Annotated in this window: 19 protein-coding genes and 1 riboswitch; of the genes, 10 read left to right on the forward strand and 9 right to left on the reverse strand. The window is 35.5% G+C overall.

The window, feature by feature from the left end:
- Window positions 1-21 precede the first annotated feature (21 nt).
- From ACFFIS_RS15885 to ACFFIS_RS15905, 5 genes are all read left to right on the forward strand, one after another.
- Window positions 22-1,311, forward strand: coding sequence for an arsenic transporter (locus tag ACFFIS_RS15885; protein ID WP_390188330.1), 1,290 nt, complete (start codon window positions 22-24; stop codon window positions 1,309-1,311).
- A gap of 12 nt (window positions 1,312-1,323) precedes the next feature.
- Window positions 1,324-1,743: an arsenate reductase (thioredoxin) gene (arsC, locus tag ACFFIS_RS15890; protein WP_320381410.1), complete on the forward strand. Its 420-nt coding sequence runs from the start codon at window positions 1,324-1,326 to the stop codon at window positions 1,741-1,743.
- A gap of 220 nt (window positions 1,744-1,963) precedes the next feature.
- Complete coding sequence (locus ACFFIS_RS15895) at window positions 1,964-2,284, forward strand: ArsR/SmtB family transcription factor (RefSeq protein WP_320381409.1); 321 nt, start codon at window positions 1,964-1,966, stop codon at window positions 2,282-2,284.
- 83 nt (window positions 2,285-2,367) lie between these two features.
- Window positions 2,368-3,255 carry a permease gene (locus tag ACFFIS_RS15900; protein WP_320381562.1) on the forward strand — a complete coding sequence of 296 codons (888 nt, stop codon included), beginning with the start codon at window positions 2,368-2,370 and terminating at the stop codon, window positions 3,253-3,255.
- A 14-nt stretch (window positions 3,256-3,269) separates the two neighbouring features.
- A complete protein-coding gene (locus ACFFIS_RS15905) occupies window positions 3,270-3,416 on the forward strand; it encodes a hypothetical protein (protein ID WP_320381407.1) in 147 nt (48 codons plus the stop codon).
- Window positions 3,417-3,825: 409 nt separating this feature from the next.
- Here the strand turns inward: ACFFIS_RS15905 and ACFFIS_RS15910 are convergent, their stop codons facing one another.
- Entirely contained in the window at window positions 3,826-4,182 is a 357-nt protein-coding gene (locus ACFFIS_RS15910) for a helix-turn-helix domain-containing protein (RefSeq protein ID WP_320381406.1), read from the reverse strand.
- 583 nt (window positions 4,183-4,765) lie between these two features.
- Between ACFFIS_RS15910 and ACFFIS_RS15915 the strand changes: the two genes are divergently transcribed.
- The 4 genes from ACFFIS_RS15915 to ACFFIS_RS15930 all read left to right on the forward strand — a co-directional run bounded on the left by ACFFIS_RS15915 (window position 4,766) and on the right by ACFFIS_RS15930 (window position 7,448).
- A complete protein-coding gene (locus ACFFIS_RS15915; RefSeq protein WP_320381404.1) occupies window positions 4,766-5,188 on the forward strand; it encodes an RNA polymerase sigma factor in 423 nt (140 codons plus the stop codon).
- Window positions 5,185-5,415 carry a helix-turn-helix domain-containing protein gene (locus tag ACFFIS_RS15920; protein WP_320381403.1) on the forward strand — a complete coding sequence of 77 codons (231 nt, stop codon included), beginning with the start codon at window positions 5,185-5,187 and terminating at the stop codon, window positions 5,413-5,415. The genes ACFFIS_RS15915 and ACFFIS_RS15920 overlap by 4 nt, the downstream gene beginning before the upstream one ends.
- Before the next feature lie 591 nt (window positions 5,416-6,006).
- Window positions 6,007-6,192 (forward strand): DUF3173 domain-containing protein, encoded by a 186-nt coding sequence (locus tag ACFFIS_RS15925; protein ID WP_057987222.1) that lies wholly within the window; start codon window positions 6,007-6,009, stop codon window positions 6,190-6,192.
- A 38-nt stretch (window positions 6,193-6,230) separates the two neighbouring features.
- Window positions 6,231-7,448, forward strand: coding sequence for a site-specific integrase (locus ACFFIS_RS15930; protein WP_390188332.1), 1,218 nt, complete (start codon window positions 6,231-6,233; stop codon window positions 7,446-7,448).
- Between the two features lie 56 nt (window positions 7,449-7,504).
- Here ACFFIS_RS15930 and guaA read toward each other — a convergent pair whose 3' ends face one another.
- The 5 genes from guaA to ACFFIS_RS15955 form a co-directional block, all read right to left on the reverse strand.
- Window positions 7,505-9,025: a glutamine-hydrolyzing GMP synthase gene (guaA, locus tag ACFFIS_RS15935; RefSeq protein ID WP_390188370.1), complete on the reverse strand. Its 1,521-nt coding sequence runs from the start codon at window positions 9,023-9,025 to the stop codon at window positions 7,505-7,507.
- A gap of 142 nt (window positions 9,026-9,167) precedes the next feature.
- A riboswitch (purine riboswitch) is annotated at window positions 9,168-9,269 on the reverse strand.
- 116 nt (window positions 9,270-9,385) lie between these two features.
- Window positions 9,386-11,614: a DUF4129 domain-containing transglutaminase family protein gene (locus ACFFIS_RS15940; RefSeq protein ID WP_390188333.1), complete on the reverse strand. Its 2,229-nt coding sequence runs from the start codon at window positions 11,612-11,614 to the stop codon at window positions 9,386-9,388.
- Window positions 11,611-12,876 carry a DUF58 domain-containing protein gene (locus ACFFIS_RS15945; protein ID WP_320381400.1) on the reverse strand — a complete coding sequence of 422 codons (1,266 nt, stop codon included), beginning with the start codon at window positions 12,874-12,876 and terminating at the stop codon, window positions 11,611-11,613. The genes ACFFIS_RS15940 and ACFFIS_RS15945 overlap by 4 nt, the downstream gene beginning before the upstream one ends.
- A 3-nt stretch (window positions 12,877-12,879) precedes the next feature.
- Complete coding sequence (locus ACFFIS_RS15950) at window positions 12,880-13,836, reverse strand: AAA family ATPase (RefSeq protein ID WP_320381399.1); 957 nt, start codon at window positions 13,834-13,836, stop codon at window positions 12,880-12,882.
- A 329-nt stretch (window positions 13,837-14,165) separates the two neighbouring features.
- Window positions 14,166-15,665 carry an amidase gene (locus tag ACFFIS_RS15955; RefSeq protein WP_390188334.1) on the reverse strand — a complete coding sequence of 500 codons (1,500 nt, stop codon included), beginning with the start codon at window positions 15,663-15,665 and terminating at the stop codon, window positions 14,166-14,168.
- 215 nt (window positions 15,666-15,880) lie between these two features.
- Between ACFFIS_RS15955 and ACFFIS_RS15960 the strand changes: the two genes are divergently transcribed.
- On the forward strand, window positions 15,881-17,665 hold the full coding sequence (locus ACFFIS_RS15960; protein WP_390188336.1) for an ABC transporter substrate-binding protein: 1,785 nt from the start codon (window positions 15,881-15,883) through the stop codon (window positions 17,663-17,665).
- A gap of 151 nt (window positions 17,666-17,816) precedes the next feature.
- Here ACFFIS_RS15960 and ACFFIS_RS15965 read toward each other — a convergent pair whose 3' ends face one another.
- The 3 genes from ACFFIS_RS15965 to ACFFIS_RS15975 form a co-directional block, all read right to left on the reverse strand.
- Window positions 17,817-18,857: an SPFH domain-containing protein gene (locus ACFFIS_RS15965; protein ID WP_390188337.1), complete on the reverse strand. Its 1,041-nt coding sequence runs from the start codon at window positions 18,855-18,857 to the stop codon at window positions 17,817-17,819.
- Between the two features lie 63 nt (window positions 18,858-18,920).
- Complete coding sequence (locus tag ACFFIS_RS15970; protein ID WP_320381396.1) at window positions 18,921-19,715, reverse strand: TPM domain-containing protein; 795 nt, start codon at window positions 19,713-19,715, stop codon at window positions 18,921-18,923.
- Entirely contained in the window at window positions 19,712-20,740 is a 1,029-nt protein-coding gene (locus tag ACFFIS_RS15975; RefSeq protein ID WP_320381395.1) for a TFIIB-type zinc ribbon-containing protein, read from the reverse strand. Before ACFFIS_RS15975 ends, ACFFIS_RS15970 begins: the two co-directional genes overlap by 4 nt.
- Window positions 20,741-20,759 lie beyond the last annotated feature (19 nt).

The following is a 20,759-nucleotide window of genomic DNA, read 5'->3' on the forward strand; positions in this document are numbered from 1 at the left end:
GAAATAGAGAGGAGCTTTATTTTGCTTTTTTGGGCTATTTTTATTTTTTTAGTAACACTCATTTTAGTTATTTGGCAACCTAAAGGGTTGTCGATTGGATGGTCTGCAATTGGTGGAGCTATTCTTGCCTTAATAGTTGGAGTGGTTGAATTTAGTGATGTAATTGCAGTAACAGAAATTGTCTGGAATGCGACACTCGCATTTGTTGCTATCATTCTGATTTCCTTAATACTCGATGAAATAGGATTATTTGAATGGGCTGCGCTTCATATGGCTAGAATAGCAAAAGGCAATGGAATAAAAATGTTTGTTTATATAAGTATTTTAGGCGCAATCGTGGCTGCTTTATTTGCAAATGATGGTGCAGCTTTAATACTTACACCAATTGTACTTGCAATGGTTCGTAATTTAAATTTCAATGAAAAAATGATTTTTCCATTTATTATGGCTAGTGGATTTATTGCAGACACAACTTCCTTACCCTTTATAGTAAGTAACTTGGTTAATATCGTTTCAGCCGATTTCTTCGGTATTGGTTTTGTGGAGTATGCATCTCGAATGATTATTCCAAACTTTTTTTCACTGGGTGCAACGATCACTGTATTATTAATTTACTTTCGAAAAAGTATTCCAAGGTCATATGATGTATCTAAATTAAGTGAACCTAAAAATGCCATAAGGGATCACAAAATGTTTCGTTTATCATGGTATGTCCTTGGATTATTGGTAGTTGGTTACTTTGTAAGTGAGTTTATTAATCTTCCTGTTTCTATTGTTGCAGGTGTTATAGCGATATTCTTTATCCTTATGGCAAAAAACAGTAAAGCAGTGAATACAAAAGCAGTTATTAAAGGAGCACCATGGGCTATCGTATTTTTCTCAATCGGAATGTATGTGGTAGTATATGGCTTGGGAAATGCGGGACTTACAGATGCTCTGGCCACTCTTATTCAAGCGACAGCAGAACAAGGCTTATTCGTCGCTACAATAGCAATGGGCTTTATCGCTGCTTTCTTATCATCCATTATGAACAATATGCCAACAGTTATGATTAATGCCCTGGCTATTGCCGAAACTGATACTTCGGGTGTAATTCGAGAAGCACTTATTTATGCTAACGTGGTTGGATCTGACTTAGGACCAAAAATCACACCGATTGGTTCACTCGCCACTTTAGTATGGCTCCATGTTTTATCTCAAAAAGGAGTTAAGATATCATGGGGAACTTATTTTAAAACTGGAATTGTTATAACAATTCCAATCTTACTTTTTACGTTATTAGGTCTTTATCTAACACTTACTATATTTTAAAGGAGAGTTATCATGGAGAAAAAAACACTTTACTTTTTATGCACAGGGAATTCTTGTAGAAGTCAAATGGCAGAGGGGTTTGGAAAGAAATATCTTAGCGATGAATATGATGTTTATTCAGCAGGGATTGAAGCACATGGATTAAACCCTAATGCTGTCAAAGCAATGAAGGAAGTTGATGTGGATATATCTACTCAAACTTCTGATATTATTGATAAAGAAATTTTAAACAACGCAGATCTTGTAATTACTTTATGTGGTGATGCAAAAGATAGTTGTCCTATGACACCGCCACATGTAACAAGATGGCATTGGGGTTTTGATGATCCAGCGAAAGCTGAAGGTACGGATGAAAAAAAGTGGCAAGTTTTTAGGCAAGTAAGAGATGAGATTGAGGAGAGAATTAAAAAGTTTGCAAATGAAGGGAAATAAAGAAAAAGCGAAGGGCTTCTATTGCCTTCGTTTTTCTTTAACAATGCATTATTTAGATTTATGAGAATAAAAAAGTAGACCAAATATTTATTTTGATATCTTTCCCTGCTTAATTGTATTCAATAAACAATAAAAAATCACCTTAAGTCTTGACAAACTTATAACTTTGATTTACATTTAATACATCAAAAAAAGTTGATATATTGGTGGAGGGAAAAATATGGAACTAATTAAAAATGTAAAAGAATTAAGTGATGATGAAGCTCTCGATTTTTATGAAAATATGTTTAACGCATTAGCCGATAAAATAAGACTAAAGATTTTAAATGAAATTAATAAAAGTTCAGATAAGAGCTTATGTGTTTGCGATTTAGAAGAAAAATTAGAAATAAAACAATCTAAACTTTCTTATCACCTTAAAAAATTAGTAAATGCCAATATACTGGTTTCAGAAAAGCACGGCACCTGGAATTATTATAGAATTAACGAAGAGCAATTACAACTTGTTCTAACTGAAGATACTTGTTGTAAGATTTTTTAATAAGTGTCTTACTTTTTTATCATATTAATCAACTTTTATTGATTAATATATCAAGAAAAATTGATTAATCATACAGGAGGAAAATCATGGATAACTTTTTACAGTTTCTACAAACCTTTTTTACACTTTTCATAGAATTGACGGTACTTTTTATCTTTATCAGTTTTTTAGTAAGTTGGCTACAACAAAAGGTTACAGAGGATCGAATCAAACGTGTTCTTGATCGACCAAAAAAATGGAGTGGCTATCTTTATGGCACAGGACTCGGTGCCTTGACACCTTTTTGTTCGTGTTCTACAATCCCAATTTTAGCCGGATTGTTATCTTCAGGAGCGCCATTTGGGCCATCTATGTCATTCCTGATTGCCTCACCCCTTTTAAATCCATTAATTCTTATATTGCTTTGGACTTTGCTAGGGTGGAAATTAACATTGATTTATGCAATTGTAGTAGGCATATTTTCAATTCTTATTGGTATCGTTTGGGAAGCCTTAGGATTAAAGCATGCTGTTAAAGACGTTACTGTTAGGAAAGGTTCTTCTTCAAACGAAGAACAAAATGTTTCTAAATGGAAGTTAGCTTTGCAGGATGCTTGGTCATTCTTTTATCCTTTATTACCATATTTAGCGATTGGTGTATTTATAGGAGCGTTTATTTATGACTTTGTTCCACAAGACTTGATTGTTAAATATGCAGGTGGAGATAATCCTTGGGCAATTCCAATTGCATCGGTAATAGGAATACCCATGTATATCCGTGCAGAAGCAATTTTACCTATTGCAGGTGCTTTAGTTAGCAAAGGAATGGGATTAGGTACAGTCATTGCACTTTTAATCGGAGGGGCTGGAGCAAGTATTCCAGAGGTCATTTTGTTGAGTAAATTATTTAAACGGAAGTTAGTTGTGGCATTTGTAATTTCTATTTTAGTTGTAGCAATTAGCACGGGACTTATTGTGCAAGCTGTACTTTAAAGGAGGTGATATTTATGTCAGAAAAAAAATTAGGTCTTAAAGGTTTTTTCTCTAAATCAAAAAAGGATTGCTGTAGTATTGAGATAGAAGAAACAAAAAATAATGAAGATGACCGTGGTAGTGCTACGGAACAGAGGAATAAACAGAAAAAAGATGCCTAAAGATTCGTATAGTGTAATCTTCTGTTAATACTAATGCAAAGGGCTTTATTCAAAGTCCTTTGCCTTTCATATCAATTTGTAGGACAAAGTATTAATTTCATTTTACCATATAGATTTTATGCTTTTAAATGATTTACAGGAGAAGCTATAAGCAGATTTTATTATGATTTAAGGTATAAAAACACAAGAAAATATTAGTGTGAATTTTAACATTAAGAAAAGAACGTCGTAAGAAAATTACGTACAAATAAATAGAGGCGAAAAAAGTCTGAATCTTCGTTTGTAGACTCAGACCCAAAAAAATTAAAATAGGATAAATAAATATATGAGTATATGAAAAAACAACCTAAATATTATCACAGAATAAGCACACGTGAGACTATATAATTTAGTTAAATTAGAAATGTATTTAATTATCCTCTATTTTTTTAGAATCTAGTATTCCCTTAGCAACACTTTCCATAATAATAAGATCTTGATCTGTTAAGTTATCAAGGTGTTTTTCTAATTGTCTTCTTCTACTAGTTTTTATCACTTCAGAATTTGGCAAGAAAAACTCATCGACAGAAACATTTAATAACGATACAAGATCATAAAGTACTTGTATGCTGGGATGTTGCCCTTTATTCTCAATATTCGTTAAATAGCGTGGATCAATCTCTATCGACGCCCCTACTTGTTCTCGGGTTAAACCTTGTTTTACACGGGCTTCTTTTATCGCAAGTCCAAATAATCTAAAATCATACTTATCTTCTTTTCTACGCATAATAAACCACCTATATACATTTTACTGTTCCTATTTGAATATAAACAGGTATAGTAAAACGTATAATATGGTTACACAGTTCCTGTTATGTGCTTCATATAACAAAAAATGCTGCCTAACGATAATAAAAAAACCGTTATCTGGCAGTACCTTTTTCATGCATAAAATCATATTTTCTTTCAGACGACGGTTTAAATAGCCGCCGTCTCTTTTTATGAATAATTGATAAAAGTGCACAAAATTTAATCTTCTTAAAAGATGACGGCTCTCAGGAGGTAGTCATCATGCAATATATTGTTATTCAACAATGTTTGTTTTCTAATCCCTTATTAAAAAAGATCATGCACTTACACAAAATAAAGACGCCCTTGAATGTGGTTTTTTAGAACATATAATACGTTTTTTCAAAACACATAAACAGATTAAATCATCTGTTTATGTGTTTTTTTGTTTGTTAAAAAATTTTTCGAAAGAATTTTTAGTAAATTTGCAACAAACAGACCCTTTGTGTTGGGACTTAATACAAAGGGGGATAAACGAGCATAGCTCACTTCCTTTCATAACGAGAAAGGAGGTGAGAAAAATGAAGCCATCTTCTTTTCAAACAACGATAGAAAATCAGTTCGATTATATTTGTAAACGTGCGATGGAAGATGAACGTAAAAATTATTTGAAACATTTATCAAAAATTTCAAAACAAGAAGTTTCCTTTTCCGATACAGGTGATTATCTTATTAATCAGTTTTCTACAATCGATAGCTATTCAATTGATTTACAGATTTTCACATTGAACGGTTTTAATATCGGTGTGGAAAATGATCTACTAGGTGAGGCTTTACAAAACTTAACAGATAAAAAGCGTAACATCATTTTGCTCTATTACTTTATGGGTATGAGTGACGCAGAAATTGCGAAAGTATTGAAATTAAATCGTTCAACAGTCTATCGTCATCGAAATAGTGGACTAGCTTTTGTTAAAAACTTTATAGAGGAGCATACAGAATGAAACCAAAATATCCCATGATTCCCTTCTCTCTTATTGTAAAAGCAACTGATGGTGATACAGAAGCAATTCTTTATATTGTAGAACATTATAGCGGCTACCTGTCGAAACGTTCTCTTCGCTTAATGAAAGATGAATACGGAAATTCACACATGATAGTCGATGAAATGTTACGTGGCAGAATGGAAACTAGACTGATTAATAAAATTTTAGCTTTTGAAATCAGATAATCAATTCTCCATTCACGGAAGCGTGTTGGAGCGAAACACGCTTCCAAATTAGCAGTTTTTCATTCTATCAAAACACACTATTTTTAGTTTGTTTTGATAGGCTGATAAGCCTATGTTCTTTGACAAAGAAAGCATGGAAGATAACACCGTGCAGTATATATTCCTAAAAAATCAGATACGTTCTACTGATGCAGAGCCACTTGATTCATACGCCATGACTTTCGATAGAAACGAGCGATTATCTATGAATCTAATGCAATCGTGGTGGATTGCTGGCGATAACTCATCAGTTAGGATAATGATACTCCCCTACCGTCATGGTTCGAGCGTTCAAAGCGTCGCAAGCTATGTGTAGGGCTGGAAGGAATACTTGCAGGGGTGAAATTCCCGTGGAGCTGTACCAACAGCCATCTGATTTTTGATATTAATTTCAACAAGAAAAGTTACAGTAACCTCAAGTTATGACAATAAGCTTTATTATTTTAGTGCAAGAATCAAATTTACGCAACGTATTAGAAATCGTTTTATAAACGCGATATAATAATAGACAGATATCAAATAGTATATCCTAGTCTATGGAAAGGAGTTCATATGGTCACAGTCACTAAAAAAGACTTGGTAGCACTAGGTTATGGTCCTTCTTTTTCAGCTGATATCATTAAGGAATGTAAAAAGCTAATGATATCAAAAGGACACACGTATTATCAATCAAAAAAGTTAGATCGTGTTCCTAAAGAAGCTGTTGAGGAAGTATTAGGGATAACTTTAGATGTGTGATTTGTACTTCTTGCACTAATTGCGTAAGGAGTGAAATCATGACTAAAGATATCATCAAAAAAGCAAAGAACGGAACATATTATTTTCGTGCTAATTTAGGGTATCACCCAATCACTGGCAAGCAAATTCAGAAGTACCGTAGTGGTTTTAAAACTAAAAAAGAAGCAAGGGAAGAATATTCGAGGTTACTGCTGACAAAATCAGATGAATTAGAAGAAAAGCAAGATGACATTCTGTTCCAACAGTTTATTGAAGATATTTTCTTACCTTGGTATAAAACACAAGTAAAAGAAAGAACGTACGAAAATCGATTACCGACCGTAAGAAAACATTTCACTTTTTTTAATAGTTTAATCACTACTGAAATCACCCCGATTCATGTGCAAAAATGGCAATTAGCATTATCTAAAAAGAAGTATCGTTCTTCTTATATTAGAAATGTTCAAGGTTTATTTTCCATGGCGATGGATCGAGCGGTTGTTTTAGGTTTAGCTGAAAATAATCCATCTAAAATTGTTGGAAATGTGAAGAAGACAAAAACAAAAATAGATTTTTGGACTAAGGAAGAATTTGAAAAAGTCATCTCTCTTTTTTATAAGGAAGATTATTATCAACACTTTTTATTTATCTCGTTATGGTTTTTATTTATGACTGGTATGCGGATTGGAGAAGCCACTGCAATTCAATGGGAAGATATTGATTTTGATTCTGGCGTGTTATCTATTGATAAAACACTTTACTATAAAAATTTAGATAATTACTCTTTTGTAGAACCAAAAACAAAGGCTAGTGTGCGCCAAATTGCATTAGACGGGGATACTTTAACTTTACTCTGTGAATGGCAGAACGTGCAACAATCTGTCATTCAAACCAATTATGTGATGAGCTATAATGGTATTCCTACACAAAAACATACGTTAGCGAATGCCATTACACGTTTTTCAAAAAAAGCTGGAGTTCATCGAATTAGATTACATGCTTTAAGACACTCTCATGCTTCATTGCTTATTAGTATGGGAGAAAACCCATTAATCATTAAAGACCGTTTAGGACATGAAGATATTGAAACGACACTCGGTACTTATGGACACTTATATCCTAATAGTAACTTTGAGGTAGCCAATAAATTAGAAGGAATAATGTCTTATAAGACAGCAACACAAAATGAAGATACTTCACCCAAGAATCAATTCACTGCTCGTTACCTACGTAAAGATTTAGATTCAAATGCAAATAATGCAATAACAATGCAATGAAAATAGAGTAAAGAGCCGAAACCCTTATAAACAAAGGGGTTTCAGCTCTCCGACAACTATTCCCACTCAATCGTCGCAGGTGGCTTGCTCGTCACATCATACACAACCCGATTAATATGTTCCACATCATTCACAATACGGGTCGATATTTTTTCTAACACATCCCAAGGAATACGTGCCCAGTCAGATGTCATGCCATCAATGGAAGTAACTGCACGAATACCAATTGTATAATCATATGTGCGCTGATCACCCATGACACCAACACTGCGAATATTAGGGAGAACAGTGAAGTACTGCCAAATATCACGGTCTAGGCCAGCTGCAGCAATTTCTTCACGTAAAATGGCATCAGACTCCCGAACAATCGCTAATTTTTCTTCTGTTACCTCACCTAGAACGCGGATTGCTAAACCTGGTCCAGGGAATGGTTGACGCCAAACGATATGATCTGGAATACCTAATTCTGTACCCAATGCACGAACTTCATCTTTGAACAATGTATTTAGTGGCTCAATTAGTTCAAATTGCATGTCTTCTGGTAAGCCACCAACATTGTGATGTGACTTAATCGTTTGGGCTGTTTCTGTACCACTTTCAATAATATCTGTATAAAGTGTTCCTTGAGCGAGAAAATCGATATCGTTTAGTTTTGCTGCTTCATCATCAAATACATAAATGAATTCATTTCCGATAATTTTACGTTTTTTCTCCGGATCATCGACACCTTTTAATTTAGAAAGGAAACGATCTTTTGCATCTACCTTAATAACATTTATATGGAAGTCTTCCGCAAAAAGATGCATCACTTCTTCTGCTTCATTTTTACGTAGTAATCCGTGATCAACGAAAATACATGTGAGTTGATCGCCAATTGCTTTATGAATCAATACAGCAACGACTGAGGAATCAACACCACCACTTAACGCACAAATAACTTTTTTATCTCCAACTTGTGCTCGTATTTTTTCTATTTCTACTTCAATAAAGTTTTCCATTGTCCAGTCACCATGACATTTACATACATCTAGAACAAATGATTTTAATAATTCATTTCCATGTTCAGAATGGCGCACTTCCGGATGATATTGTACGCCATATAATTTCTTTTCATCATTACTCATCGCAGCAATTGGTGTTGATGAACTTGTCGCATCAACATGGAAGGAAGGTGGTGCTTCAACAATTTTATCTCCGTGACTCATCCAAACCGTTTGTGCTTGCGGTGATTTTTCGAATAATGTTGGCGTATTTTGTAATTGAATTGTTGCTTTCCCATACTCTCTTTTATGGGAACTTTCAACTTTGCCTCCAAAATGTACACCCATCAATTGCATACCATAACAAATACCGAGCACTGGAATACCTAAATCAAATATTTCCTCATCAGGTCGAAAGCTATTTTCATCATATACACTATGTGGTCCACCTGATAAAATAATTCCTTTTGGATTCATCCGTTTAATTTCATCCGCAGTTAAACGATGGGAATGTAGTTCACTATAGACACCGAACTCACGGATTCTTCTTGTGATGAGTTGATTATATTGACTGCCAAAGTCAAGTACGAGAATCATTTCACTATTCGTTATATTTTCCAACCTACTAGCTCCTAACTATATTTTATTCTTTCGTCCCTATCATCCTGTTTATTGTCTTTCTACACAAAAAAACCACACTTTATGCACAAAAAAGGCAGAAAGCATGGTTTGATTGTAAACACATCTTTTCTGCCTTCATAGTCAGAGCATTTACGGCGCTCTGGTAGAGACTTTCGAACCTTATTATCGAGGATATACGAAGGACAAATTATGATGAGAGGATGTTCAAAATTCCAGTAAAATTAATATTTTACACTTCTTGGCCAATTCGGCCTCTTTTTGAACATACCCTATTTTTTTAGCTGTATTTATTTTACATAACGTTTACCATAACGGTCAACTACTAATTTCACGAATTAAGTTTTTCCATAATTGTGTTACTTCTTGTTGTGCTTTTACGGCATTCTCATTTCGGTACAATAGTCGTTCATACATATTTGTTAATTGCTTCATCGCATCTGTACTATAACGTAAATCTATTTGTTTTGCAAATTCTCGTAACGTTTCATCTGGTCTTTTTTCCATACCATTACAATTTAATACTTTTAATAAATGATGGTAAGCTTCTTGAAAGACTTTGGCATCTTGGTGCCTGTTCATTTTCCTTTCAATCCACTTCGTTTGTAAAAATAGTCGGTTACGATACAACCAAACAATTAAAATAATGAGTATGATCACAAGGCTACCACTCACATACCATACTAATTGGGATGGGGGATCCTTGTCTTCATTCATCATAGCCCCAACCGTTTCTGTCTCTGCTTCTTTTTCCTGTTTTTCTACATCTTGCTCTTCTTGTTCAAGTGGTGCTTGTTCTGTACTTTCTGGTGCTTCTAATGTATCATCTGTGGTTTCTGTGTCATTTAATTCTTCTTCCGCTGAAACAAATTCAGTTGGATTTGAGAAGCCTTGTGTCGGTTCAAATGGAATCCAGCCAAACTTTGGAAAATAAACTTCTACCCAAGAATGGGCATTTGCATTCGTGATTTCAAAAATAGATTCCATTTCACCATTTACTTCTGTTTCACCAATTTTTTCTCCGCTTGAAAACCCTTTTACCCATCTTGCCGGTATATTTAATGTCCGTAACATGACGACCATTGCCGTGGAGTAATTATCACAATAACCAATTTTTGATTCAAATAAAAATTGATCTACATAATCTTGGTCTTCTGCTGGAACAGGTACGCCATCTGTTTCGTATTGAAAACCGTTACGCCCAAAATACTTTTCAACCGCACTAACTTGATCAAAGCGGTTATCATAACTTTTCGTAATATCCTCTGCTAAAGTGTATACACGTTCTGGCAATGTTTGTGGAAGTTGCGTATACCGTTCTTTCACTTCATATGGATCATGATTATTTGCTTCTTCTCGTAAGCGATCTTTCGGATATACTGGTTCCACATACTGAATAGCGTAGTTTTTTATTCCCTTACTTTGCCCAACTGTTTCGGGCCGTATCTCACCTGAATGTTCATCCAACATAAATGACATGGCCTCGTCTGATACGATATTTCTCATACCGTATGGATAAACTAACTTTGGAATAATTTCCTTATCCTGAAATGCAATCTCCGCTTCTTGAACAGTCCCTCCAGAATAATTACCGTCATGATTAATACCAGAAGGATTTTCATTGAATCTCGTATAGCCCGCATCATCGAGCTTTTCCCAGCCTTTACCAGTGTATGTCTCTTTTGCTTCAATTCTCCAATACTGTTCATGATTTGTGATTGCTTGAAATACGCGGGTATTGTCCTGTGCAAAGGAACCACCTAATGCGGAATCATCTTCCCCATAGCCAACCTTCTTCTGTGCCAGGCCATTGGGATGAATACCGGTCAGTTCTGAAATATACGGTACTGGATCAGACCACTGTGGCTCAAATTTCGGAGCTGCATATCCTACGACAGTTGAAAATAAAACAACAAAAATCAACGGGATAATCCAAATAAAGCTTTTTCTCCAGTTTACCTTTTTTATTGTTTCTAGCTCGACAATTTTCAAGAAGTTCGCCACGCCAAGGGACATAAAAGCAATAACAAACGTACGTATCATCGCTATTTTAGCGTCATAGACTGTAAACGTATCAAGTACACCTAGGAAAACAAATGTTAGCACTATAAATAATAGTAATCTTTTCGTATATACAAACCAGTAATGAATTAAGTAGCTCATGAGCCAAATTAAAATCAAAAATAATATACTACGAAATATAGGTGTCAGGTCATACCATGCTTGATCAATTAATGCGTACCAGTTTACGGAAAGCTCATGGGCAATTTCAGATAGCCATTCCTTACTAAAAAAGGAAGTTTTAAAGAATATACCATTTATAATAAAGGCCATTCCAAGACCTTTTAATAAAAAGGACAATCCCCAATTGATTTGAAGATAGGAGATAACAAAACAAAAGACTGCATAAATAATGAAGACATTCATATTTGAAGTATTCGTTATTTGTTTAATCGGATAAAGCCATTCTAAAAATAGAAAAAATCCACATAGGTAAATAAGTGAGGTAAAAATAATTGCTATTTTATTTTGTTTGCTTATATTCATAGCATTTTCACCTCAATTGGATTTTTCATCATCTCTTTTTCTGTTAATACCGATATCGCAATATTTCGCTCGCGAAGTTTTTGAATGAGGATATAAACTTCATCTGTCATATGATGCATAGATTGTATATACATGACACAAATTTTCTTCTGTTGGGTTTTTAACTTCCCTAAAACGTTTATTAATTCATCATCTAGTTGTGATGTGATAATAAAGGTCGTAAATGGCTTTGTTACAAATCTTAATTCTTCCAAAAGCTTTTGCGAGAAGTGTTCTCCAGTTTGTTGTACTTTCGTTACGTGTTTACGAATACCTTCCATTTTGATTGCACCGTGTTGCACAGGAAAATGAACTATTTCTTCGCTTATAGATAGTAAACCAACTTGCGCAACTTGTTTGTTTAATTGTTCAATAAAGGAATAACATACCTCGACAGCAGCATCAAATACAACTTCAGGTACATAGCCTTCGTGACATGCATCCAGCACAATGAGTGTATCGTCACTCTTTTCTTGTTCAAACTCTTTTGTCATTACATCATTTTGCTTTGCTGTTTGTTTCCAATCTATCCAAGAGAACTTATCTCCTGGCATATATTCACGAATTCCAGTAGCGACATTCGTATTTTTCAGATGGACATGGTGGGATGATATCGAGCCTTGTTCAAAACTTGAAACCTGCTCAAACATTTTGATTGCACGCATTTTGGGAAAAGCAATAAGTTGTGAATCTACGGTAAACGTCTGTTCTTTCTTTATAAATCCAAATACATCTCCCGTCCGTAACTTTATCATCGTGAAATCATGCTCACCACGGGGAATATGCGATAACTCGTACTCCATTGTAATATTGCGTTTAAAAAGCGGAAATGCACCATTTTTAATGAAGTTACTCGCTCTAGGTCGTTCTGTTTTCCTTAAATCCTCATATTTTATATGCCGATTATCAATTTTCATTAAACTGGGTGGTAGAACATCTTCAGAAACACAATAAAATAATGGAAAAGGGTATTTACGTTTCAGTTGAATGGTAACTTTTATTGTACTTCCTGATGAAATAACATGTTGGGATAATTTTCTAGTAACTTCAAAATTACGTAGTGGATAAAATAGAAAACAAAGATGATAAATACATATTGGTAGAAAGCTATAAAAGAGAAACCAACTTGTAAAACCACCTTGAAACATTGCATATGAAAATAGCAAAACAAATAAAACGATAATCAAAACGAAATTACGAATGAAACGAAACATTTTCATCATTCGTTAAAAGTCCTTTCGAATTGGTATATATGCGTTTTTCACTAATGTGGCAATGACTTCTTCAGCTGTTTTCCCTTCGTAATTCGCTTCTGAATTTAAGATGATTCGGTGTGCCATCACATAAGGAGCTAAGTATTTTACATCATCAGGCAGAACAAAATCACGGTCATGGATAAACGCAAAAGCTTTTGCTGCATTCATTAATGCGATGGAACCTCTTGGACTAACACCTAAAAAGATATGTTCATGATTTCTCGTTTCACGCGTCAAATTCACAATATACTGTTGAACATTTTCATCTACGTATACTTCTTTTACTTCTTCTTGCAAGGCGATAAGTTCTAATTTTGTCATGACAGGTTCAATCGTATCAATAGGATGACTTCTTGATGTCCGTTCAAGCATTGTTAGTTCATCCTGCATAGATGGATAACCCATTTTTAACTTCAACAAGAATCGATCTAGTTGTGCCTCTGGCAAAGGATATGTTCCTTCATATTCAACTGGATTTTGTGTTGCCATTACAAAAAATGGCCTTGCTAATTTAATTGTATTTCCATCTGCTGTTACATTTTTCTCCTCCATACCTTCTAATAAGGCAGATTGCGTTTTCGGAGATGTTCGATTTATTTCATCTGCTAGGACAATATTACCCAATATTGGCCCGCCACGAAATTCAAATTCCATTTTCTGTGGATTATATATTGAAACTCCCGTTACGTCAGATGGTAACAAATCAGGAGTAAATTGAATTCTTTTAAAATCACAATCTAATGATTTTGCTAATGTACGCACGAGCATTGTTTTTCCAACACCTGGTACATCTTCTAATAAAACATGCCCTTCTGCTAATAATGCAACTAAACTAAGAATGGCAACGTCTTGTTTTCCGATCATAACTTGATTGATATTATTCATTACTTTGCTAATTTTTTTGTTGTATATGAGCGTATCTTCCATCGTTTTATCGGCCCCTTAAATATTTCTATCATTCTCACTATAACTATACTAGAAACACTCTCGTATATAAAGAGCTATCTGAATAAAGTATTCACTTGGTAATGAAGGAATATACTTACATATATTTCTTTTCCTTTTAAAATGACTGTATCAAGTACATATTCTTAACGAATTGACTAACAAATGAACGTGTAGATGCGAATCGTTTTACTGTACGGAGATTTCATGTAGGTATGTGAAACGATATAAATAGTTAAAGTGCTAAAACCTTTGCGATTTTAGCACTCTAATGATCATATATTTTTAACTTTCTTCGTCACATGGCCCCATTATTTAAAATATGGATTTCCTTTCATTCCAACCCAAAGTTCTGATTGTTCTAGTTGATAGGCCATTTGCAATAATCCAGGCTCCATCCCTTTCGATGCGATAAATTGTACACCGATTGGCATGTTTTCTTCTGCTGTTACATGGACTGGTACTGACATAGCTGGTTGTCCTGTTAAGTTCGCAAGTTGTGTAAATGGTGTATATGTTAGACTCGGTAAAAACATATCCCAAATTACTTCCTGTTGCTTTTTAGAATCTGCAATACTTATGCTTTCAAGTAAATTCGCTTGGGATTTTTCGTCATGTGTAAGTTCACCAACCTTTGGTGCAATTGATGCAGCAGCTGGTGTCACATAAAAATCATACGTTTGATGAAAGTCTGCCATTTGTGCTGCAGCAATATCCCAAGAAGAAAGACTAGCAGAAAATTCAGCAGCAGAAACTGATTTTCCGGCTTGATTTAATACCCAAGACTCAATTTCCATATCAGCTGGTGTCATTTCCCTTCCAAAAGCTTGTTCCAGATCCCGAACTAATGAAGACATTTCACCACTATTCATGAGGAAGTAGTTGCGCATTAATTGGTAACCATCTACTTCTGGTTCCTTTTCCTCCACAATATGTCCTTGTTGTTCCAACCATTTCACCGTTTTTTCAACTGCCTTTACCGCTTCAGCAGAAACAGGTGTCCCTACAGGTGATTTCTTCGTAAAAGCAATACGATATGTTTGCTTATTTTCTTCTTTCATTGTTTCTACATAGCTACCAGGATAAAGTGGTGTCTGAAAGGCCGCTTCTGGTTGTAAAACTTGTAAAATATCTAGCATACTCGCACTATCTCGAACTGAACGACTCAAAACAAAGTCTATGGAAGCACCTTGCCATTGACGACCAACTCCTGGGCCAACTGGCGTTCTACCTCGTGTTGGCTTTAAGCCGAATAATCCTGAAAAAGATGCTGGAATGCGAATCGATCCTCCACCATCGCTTGCACCTGCAACTGGAACGATACCCGATGTAATTGCGGCCGCCGCTCCGCCACTTGAGCCACCCGGTGAATATGTAGCATTCCATGCACTTCTTGTTGGACCAAATAGTACTGGTTCTGTTATATTTTTCAAACCAAATTCCGGTGTATTTGTATGCCCCGTAAAAATAAAACCGGCTTGTCTAATTTTATGAACAAAATTGGAATCATGTGGTGAAACGAAATCTTTAAATAAGCGTGAACCGGATGAAAGACGTTCTCCTTTTACTGCCTGTGAAATATCTTTTAATAAGATAGGTACCCCAGCAAATGGTAGGTTACTAGTCTTTGCTTCTTCTGCTTCTTTTAATGCCTTTTCCTTTCGATTTCGTACAACAGCATTTAATGCTGGGTTCACTTTTTCCATTTGGTCAAAACTAAGCGCTACAAGTTCTTTTGGTGTTATTTGCTTTTCCTTTACTTGTTTCGCCATTTCTGTTGCATCCCATGTTAAATAAGTTTGTAAGTCCATTACCATCACCCCTTGTATTATAAGTTTAGATTACCATGTTACGAAATTTAACGAAAGGAAAGTTGCTACAACAGCCTTTGTTTCCTTCCGCTGTCATAAAACGTCTATTACAAACATAAAATTGTACAACTCGTAATTGTCATACTTAAAAAGACACGCTTACTGTTAACAAGAAGAAATTGGATACATCGTCTCAACCAAGGGGGAACATGTTTATGTGTAAAAGAATCATAACACTGCTTGCTATCTTGATTGGCAGCATTTTTTTATTAGTAGCTTGTAACAAGGATGATAGTGATTCAAAAAAGCAAGAACAGCAGAATAGTAAACCGACTGAAAAAGTAGAAAAGAAAGCGTCCCAGGAAGTTTCCACAGGCGGCACTGTCATTGGCGCAATGGCACAGGCACCACGCGGAATGTTCAATCCGCTATTTTATGAGGAGATGTACGAGAAAAATATAATTGATTTTATCTATGAGTCACTTGTCATCCAAAATGAACAATTAGAATATGTGCCTCATTTAGCCACAAAGTGGAAAGCAAATAAAGATCAAACAGCGTTAACTTTTGAATTAGCGAAAAACGTAAAGTGGCATGATGGCAAGCCATTCACCGCTCATGATGTCGTTTTTACATACCAGTTGCTCGCGGATCCAAAATATACGGAAGCTGGCGGAATTCGAACAACATATGTCTACTCCTTGCTTGGATATGATCATTATCAATCAGGAAACGACGAGACATTTCAAGGTGTCACGGCAGATGACGACTATACGGTTACATTTAAATTTGCAGAATCTACTATTAACCCATTACAGATTGCTAGTTTTCCTATCATACCTAAGCATATATTTGAAGACATTCCAATCGAGGATATCCCAACTGTACCTGAATCTTTACAACCGAAACATATTGTAGGAACAGGACCATTTTCATTTGAATCCATGCAAGAAGGGGAAGTATACACATTAACCCGCTTTGATGATTATTGGCAAGGTACCCCGCATTTGGACACGATTGAATGGAAGGTAATACCTAAAAATGTACTCGGTGACCTTTTAAAATTAGGTGATATAGATTTTGTTTCAGAGCCTCATGGACTCCCATTAGAAGATATAGAAAAAGTAAAAGAGAAAAATATGTTTACATTTATCGAACAACCAAGTTTCCATTATTACTATTTAGGGTTCAAACACGCCTTCCGGTCCAAAAATGATGTAGAAAACTCCTTGTTAGAACCAGAAAATTGGGTGAAACATGATAAATTGGCAGATAAAAAACTACGACAAGCAATTGCTCTATCTATCGACCGGCAGCAAATCATCGATACCTTATTGCAAGGACATGGGGAAATAATCCATACGCCGATTGCAAAACAAATGTGGGCATATGATGAAACAACCAAACTTGCTTTCAATCCTAAAAAGGCAGAATCATTATTAGCAGAACTAGGTTATAAAAAGAAAAATAAAGATGGGTACTTTGAAGATGAATCAGGAAATGAATTAATTCTACAGTTGCATTATCCTGCCTCTTCCAAAAACAATTTGCGTGATAAAATAGCAGAATTGATTGAAGAGATGCTGCAACATACAGGGATACATGTAAAGGTACGAGAACCGAAAGAAATGGCTTTATTTATGGAAGATATTTCATCTGATGTAAATATGGATATGTTCTTACTAAATGGTAGTTTAAATCAAACAGACCCAGACCCATCTGATTTTTGGTCGGCTCGTTCCATATATAACTTTTCCCGTTGGAATCATGCGGATGCAGATAAATTATTAAAAGAAGCAAAGAAGGGGCCAAAAGCACTTAAACAAGACTACCGTAAAAAGAAGTATGCAGCATGGCAAAAAATATTTGTAGAGGAATTACCAGTTTTGCCACTTTATGTACCAAATAAAATTTGGGCTCACCATAACCGTTTACAAGGAGTAAGTCCATTACCTCATACGATGCACCATCATGCACATCTATGGTCTGTAGAAGATTGAATGATTTAGCTTTCTAAACATTGGTGGAGGCTATTCCAATGTTTAGAAAACTATAAGAAAATATTTAAAAGGAAAAAGAGACTAGAACGGAAGGGTCTGACCCCCACTTGAGGGGCGACCTTTGAGTTTGTTCTAGTCCCGTTTTCTTTTATTATGCTAATTTTTGCCCACAATTTGAGCAGAAGTTTCCTCCACCTGTTTTCGTACCACAATTCGGGCAGAAATTCGGTACTTGTTTATTACCTTCATTTTCCGTTGGTTGCTGTGGTTGTGATTGTTGTTGATTTCCTTGTTGTTGATACGACGGTTGACCTTGTTGCTGGTTTGGTTGTGAACCTTGTTGATATGCTTGATTCATATTCCGCACCATTTCTCCAGCTACCGTCATTCCCATCATCATACCAGCCATATCAGAAGCTGTGCCACCACCTTGCAATTTTCCTGAAGTCATTGCATCTGTCATCCCGACTTGCTGATAGCGCTGCATGTCACCAATCATGCCATGTGTAGCAGATTTTGTAATCATATCTTGAATTTCCTTTGGATAATTAAAGCTCATAATTTGAAAACCTGTAATCGTCATACCTAGATCAATAATTTGCATATCCAAATCTTCTTTAATTCCATCAGAAATTTCTAATGCATTTGCTTGCAAATTGAACATATCTTTTCCTTCTCTCGTAATCCACTTCATCAGAAGCTGATCCAAGACAGAGGTAATTCTAATTTTAATATCATCAACAAGATAACTATCTTTCACACCAGCTACTTTATCAATTAATGAAATATAATCATTTACCTTAAAGTTAAATGTACCGTTTGCACGAATCGGTATACCACCTGGTAATTGTGGAGCTGGAATATTTATTGCATTTCTCGTTCCCCACTTCACCGTAAATTCTTTTGTATTAATAAAAAGAACTTCTACACGCATTCCGGTGTTAAATCCAAACTTAAATCCCTTTAATGTCGATAGGAACGGAATAATTTGTGATTCAATATTGTATTCCCCAGCGTCTTTAAAAATCCCTTCAATTCTTCCTTGATCGAAGAAAATCGCATCTTGACCGGATTGAATAATTAGCTTACTCCCTTTTTTAATTTCCCGGTTACCCCACTTCCAGAAAATCATATCTTCACGAAACTCTTCCCACTCGACAACGTTTGCTAATTGCCCTTTAAAAAAAGACATACCCTATTCATTCCTCTCCAATACTATTTTTCTATCGCAAGCATATAGACTAGTTTGGGCAGCTTAAAAACTTTTCCTACTTCCACTATATGAACTGCCGCCACGTGTGACGCCACCGCCTCCACCACCACGACCACTACCGCTATTATTTGATGGCTTTCTTCTTTTCGAGACGGTTGTGCGAATATACGCATCTCTTCTTTGATTTACTCGAGTTTTATTTGTATCCATATATGTCCCTTGGTTAACGGTTACCCGTCCACCGGAATGATACATCATCACACCGATAACCGCTCCGCCAATTCCAATTGCTATTAGCACTTGAAACCAAAGGTCAAAAAATATACTTTCTGGATTTACTCCAGGTCGGTATCCCATATAATCATACGTCGTTTCAATAAATGTTTCAAAGGCACCGACATAATCTTTCGCTTTTAAATAAGGGATTAATTTATCCGTGATTTGATCCGCCCTTGCATTATCAACATACTTTTCCCCTTTTTCAAAGCCAGCTAAGTAGAATTCATTTTTCCCTTCAGATTTATAAAATTCAACTGCTAGAATTACTGTATTTCCACCTGGTCTATCAAAACCTGGTTTATGATTATCATAAAAATCTGCCATATATTTTTCTATGTCGCCAGCTTCTGGATCACCTACAGTTAATATAATAAAATCTGTTTTTCGCTCAGCTCCATATTTCCGTGCCAAGTCCTCTAACATTGATTTTTCTCCACTACTTAGAACTTCTGCACCGTCAAAAATAAGTTGTTTTTCAGCATGTACTAACGACGGAATTAAAATGAAGAAGGCTATAAAGACAATGATTGCAATTTTTAGTAGCTCTCTTTTTTTCATAGCAGGCTTCCTCCAAGTAATAATGCAATAATCTTCAACGTAATAAAGGACACACCAGCTATGCTCCCCCACCACGCCGCAACCTTTTTATAACTTATTGGTGGTTTTCCTACTACCTTCCCTGTTTGCCCATTCATTGCAAATGTATGCTCTTGTTTGTCATAGTCATAATATACCATCCAAACTGGGAGTAACACGTAATAACTATTGTGCATTCTCGTATGGATATTTTTAGTTTTGTAGCGTAAGGATGAGTAACCCTTAATCGTTGAATGGATATATGAATCAATAAATGGCTGGACTTTCTCTTTTACTCGCGGAAATAGTTCCTCGTCATCATAATTATATTTTTCAGCGATGTAACCGGCTAAATACGGAGTTTTAAACTTTTTAAGATCTTGATAATTGTATGGTTCTAGTTTATCCATTAGCTCATCATTCATTTTGGTAGATGCATCAACCGGAACTTTTGCATAACCAAGGTCAATATCGCGATACACATCGTAGTATTTTGTTTCCGTATAAATATAATCTCCACGTGTATATGTACGTACTTTAGTTCCAACCGCACGAACATCAGCTGTTGAATCTAAATCATATAGCCAAAACGGTACATATAAACCGGTAATATTTTTTATTCGATTGGCAGACATAAAGCCGGGTGGCGTTAATCGGCCATTTCGGCACCACTTACGAAAAGCTTCCCGGGCTTGATCCTTACTAATTTGAAATGGCAAAACTTTAACGGGTGCAAGCGTTCCTGACAAACGATCTCCTAAAACAACACCCGCACCACAGAAGCTACAGCTCGTTGCTGTCGTATCCTCATTTGTAATAATAACTGCACCACAGTTTTTACAATGATATTCTTTTCCGTCTTCATCTGAGAATGTCGCCTTAATAAATTCATCCGAAAAATCTTCTATCTTATCTTCACGTCCACAACTGGCACATGATAAACGTCCGCTTTCACTATCAAATGCCATATCATCCCCACAACTGGGACATTTGTAATGTATGACCATTTCTATTCCCCCCTTAACA

The sequence above is a fragment of the Paracerasibacillus soli genome, from assembly GCF_042432965.1.
Classification (GTDB): domain Bacteria; phylum Bacillota; class Bacilli; order Bacillales; family Amphibacillaceae; genus Paracerasibacillus; species Paracerasibacillus soli.

Coding starts and splice junctions, on each gene's coding strand:
- arsC (WP_320381410.1), top strand. CDS start 1,324: ATGGAGAAAAAAACACTTTACTTTTTATGCACAGGGAATTCTTGTAGA.
- ACFFIS_RS15895 (WP_320381409.1), top strand. CDS start 1,964: ATGGAACTAATTAAAAATGTAAAAGAATTAAGTGATGATGAAGCTCTC.
- ACFFIS_RS15905 (WP_320381407.1), top strand. CDS start 3,270: ATGTCAGAAAAAAAATTAGGTCTTAAAGGTTTTTTCTCTAAATCAAAA.
- ACFFIS_RS15910 (WP_320381406.1), bottom strand. CDS start 4,182: ATGCGTAGAAAAGAAGATAAGTATGATTTTAGATTATTTGGACTTGCG.
- ACFFIS_RS15915 (WP_320381404.1), top strand. CDS start 4,766: ATGAAGCCATCTTCTTTTCAAACAACGATAGAAAATCAGTTCGATTAT.
- ACFFIS_RS15920 (WP_320381403.1), top strand. CDS start 5,185: ATGAAACCAAAATATCCCATGATTCCCTTCTCTCTTATTGTAAAAGCA.
- ACFFIS_RS15925 (WP_057987222.1), top strand. CDS start 6,007: ATGGTCACAGTCACTAAAAAAGACTTGGTAGCACTAGGTTATGGTCCT.
- ACFFIS_RS15930 (WP_390188332.1), top strand. CDS start 6,231: ATGACTAAAGATATCATCAAAAAAGCAAAGAACGGAACATATTATTTT.
- guaA (WP_390188370.1), bottom strand. CDS start 9,025: ATGATTCTCGTACTTGACTTTGGCAGTCAATATAATCAACTCATCACA.
- ACFFIS_RS15940 (WP_390188333.1), bottom strand. CDS start 11,614: ATGAATATAAGCAAACAAAATAAAATAGCAATTATTTTTACCTCACTT.
- ACFFIS_RS15945 (WP_320381400.1), bottom strand. CDS start 12,876: ATGATGAAAATGTTTCGTTTCATTCGTAATTTCGTTTTGATTATCGTT.
- ACFFIS_RS15950 (WP_320381399.1), bottom strand. CDS start 13,836: ATGGAAGATACGCTCATATACAACAAAAAAATTAGCAAAGTAATGAAT.
- ACFFIS_RS15955 (WP_390188334.1), bottom strand. CDS start 15,665: ATGGACTTACAAACTTATTTAACATGGGATGCAACAGAAATGGCGAAA.
- ACFFIS_RS15960 (WP_390188336.1), top strand. CDS start 15,881: ATGTGTAAAAGAATCATAACACTGCTTGCTATCTTGATTGGCAGCATT.
- ACFFIS_RS15965 (WP_390188337.1), bottom strand. CDS start 18,857: ATGTCTTTTTTTAAAGGGCAATTAGCAAACGTTGTCGAGTGGGAAGAG.
- ACFFIS_RS15970 (WP_320381396.1), bottom strand. CDS start 19,715: ATGAAAAAAAGAGAGCTACTAAAAATTGCAATCATTGTCTTTATAGCC.
- ACFFIS_RS15975 (WP_320381395.1), bottom strand. CDS start 20,740: ATGGTCATACATTACAAATGTCCCAGTTGTGGGGATGATATGGCATTT.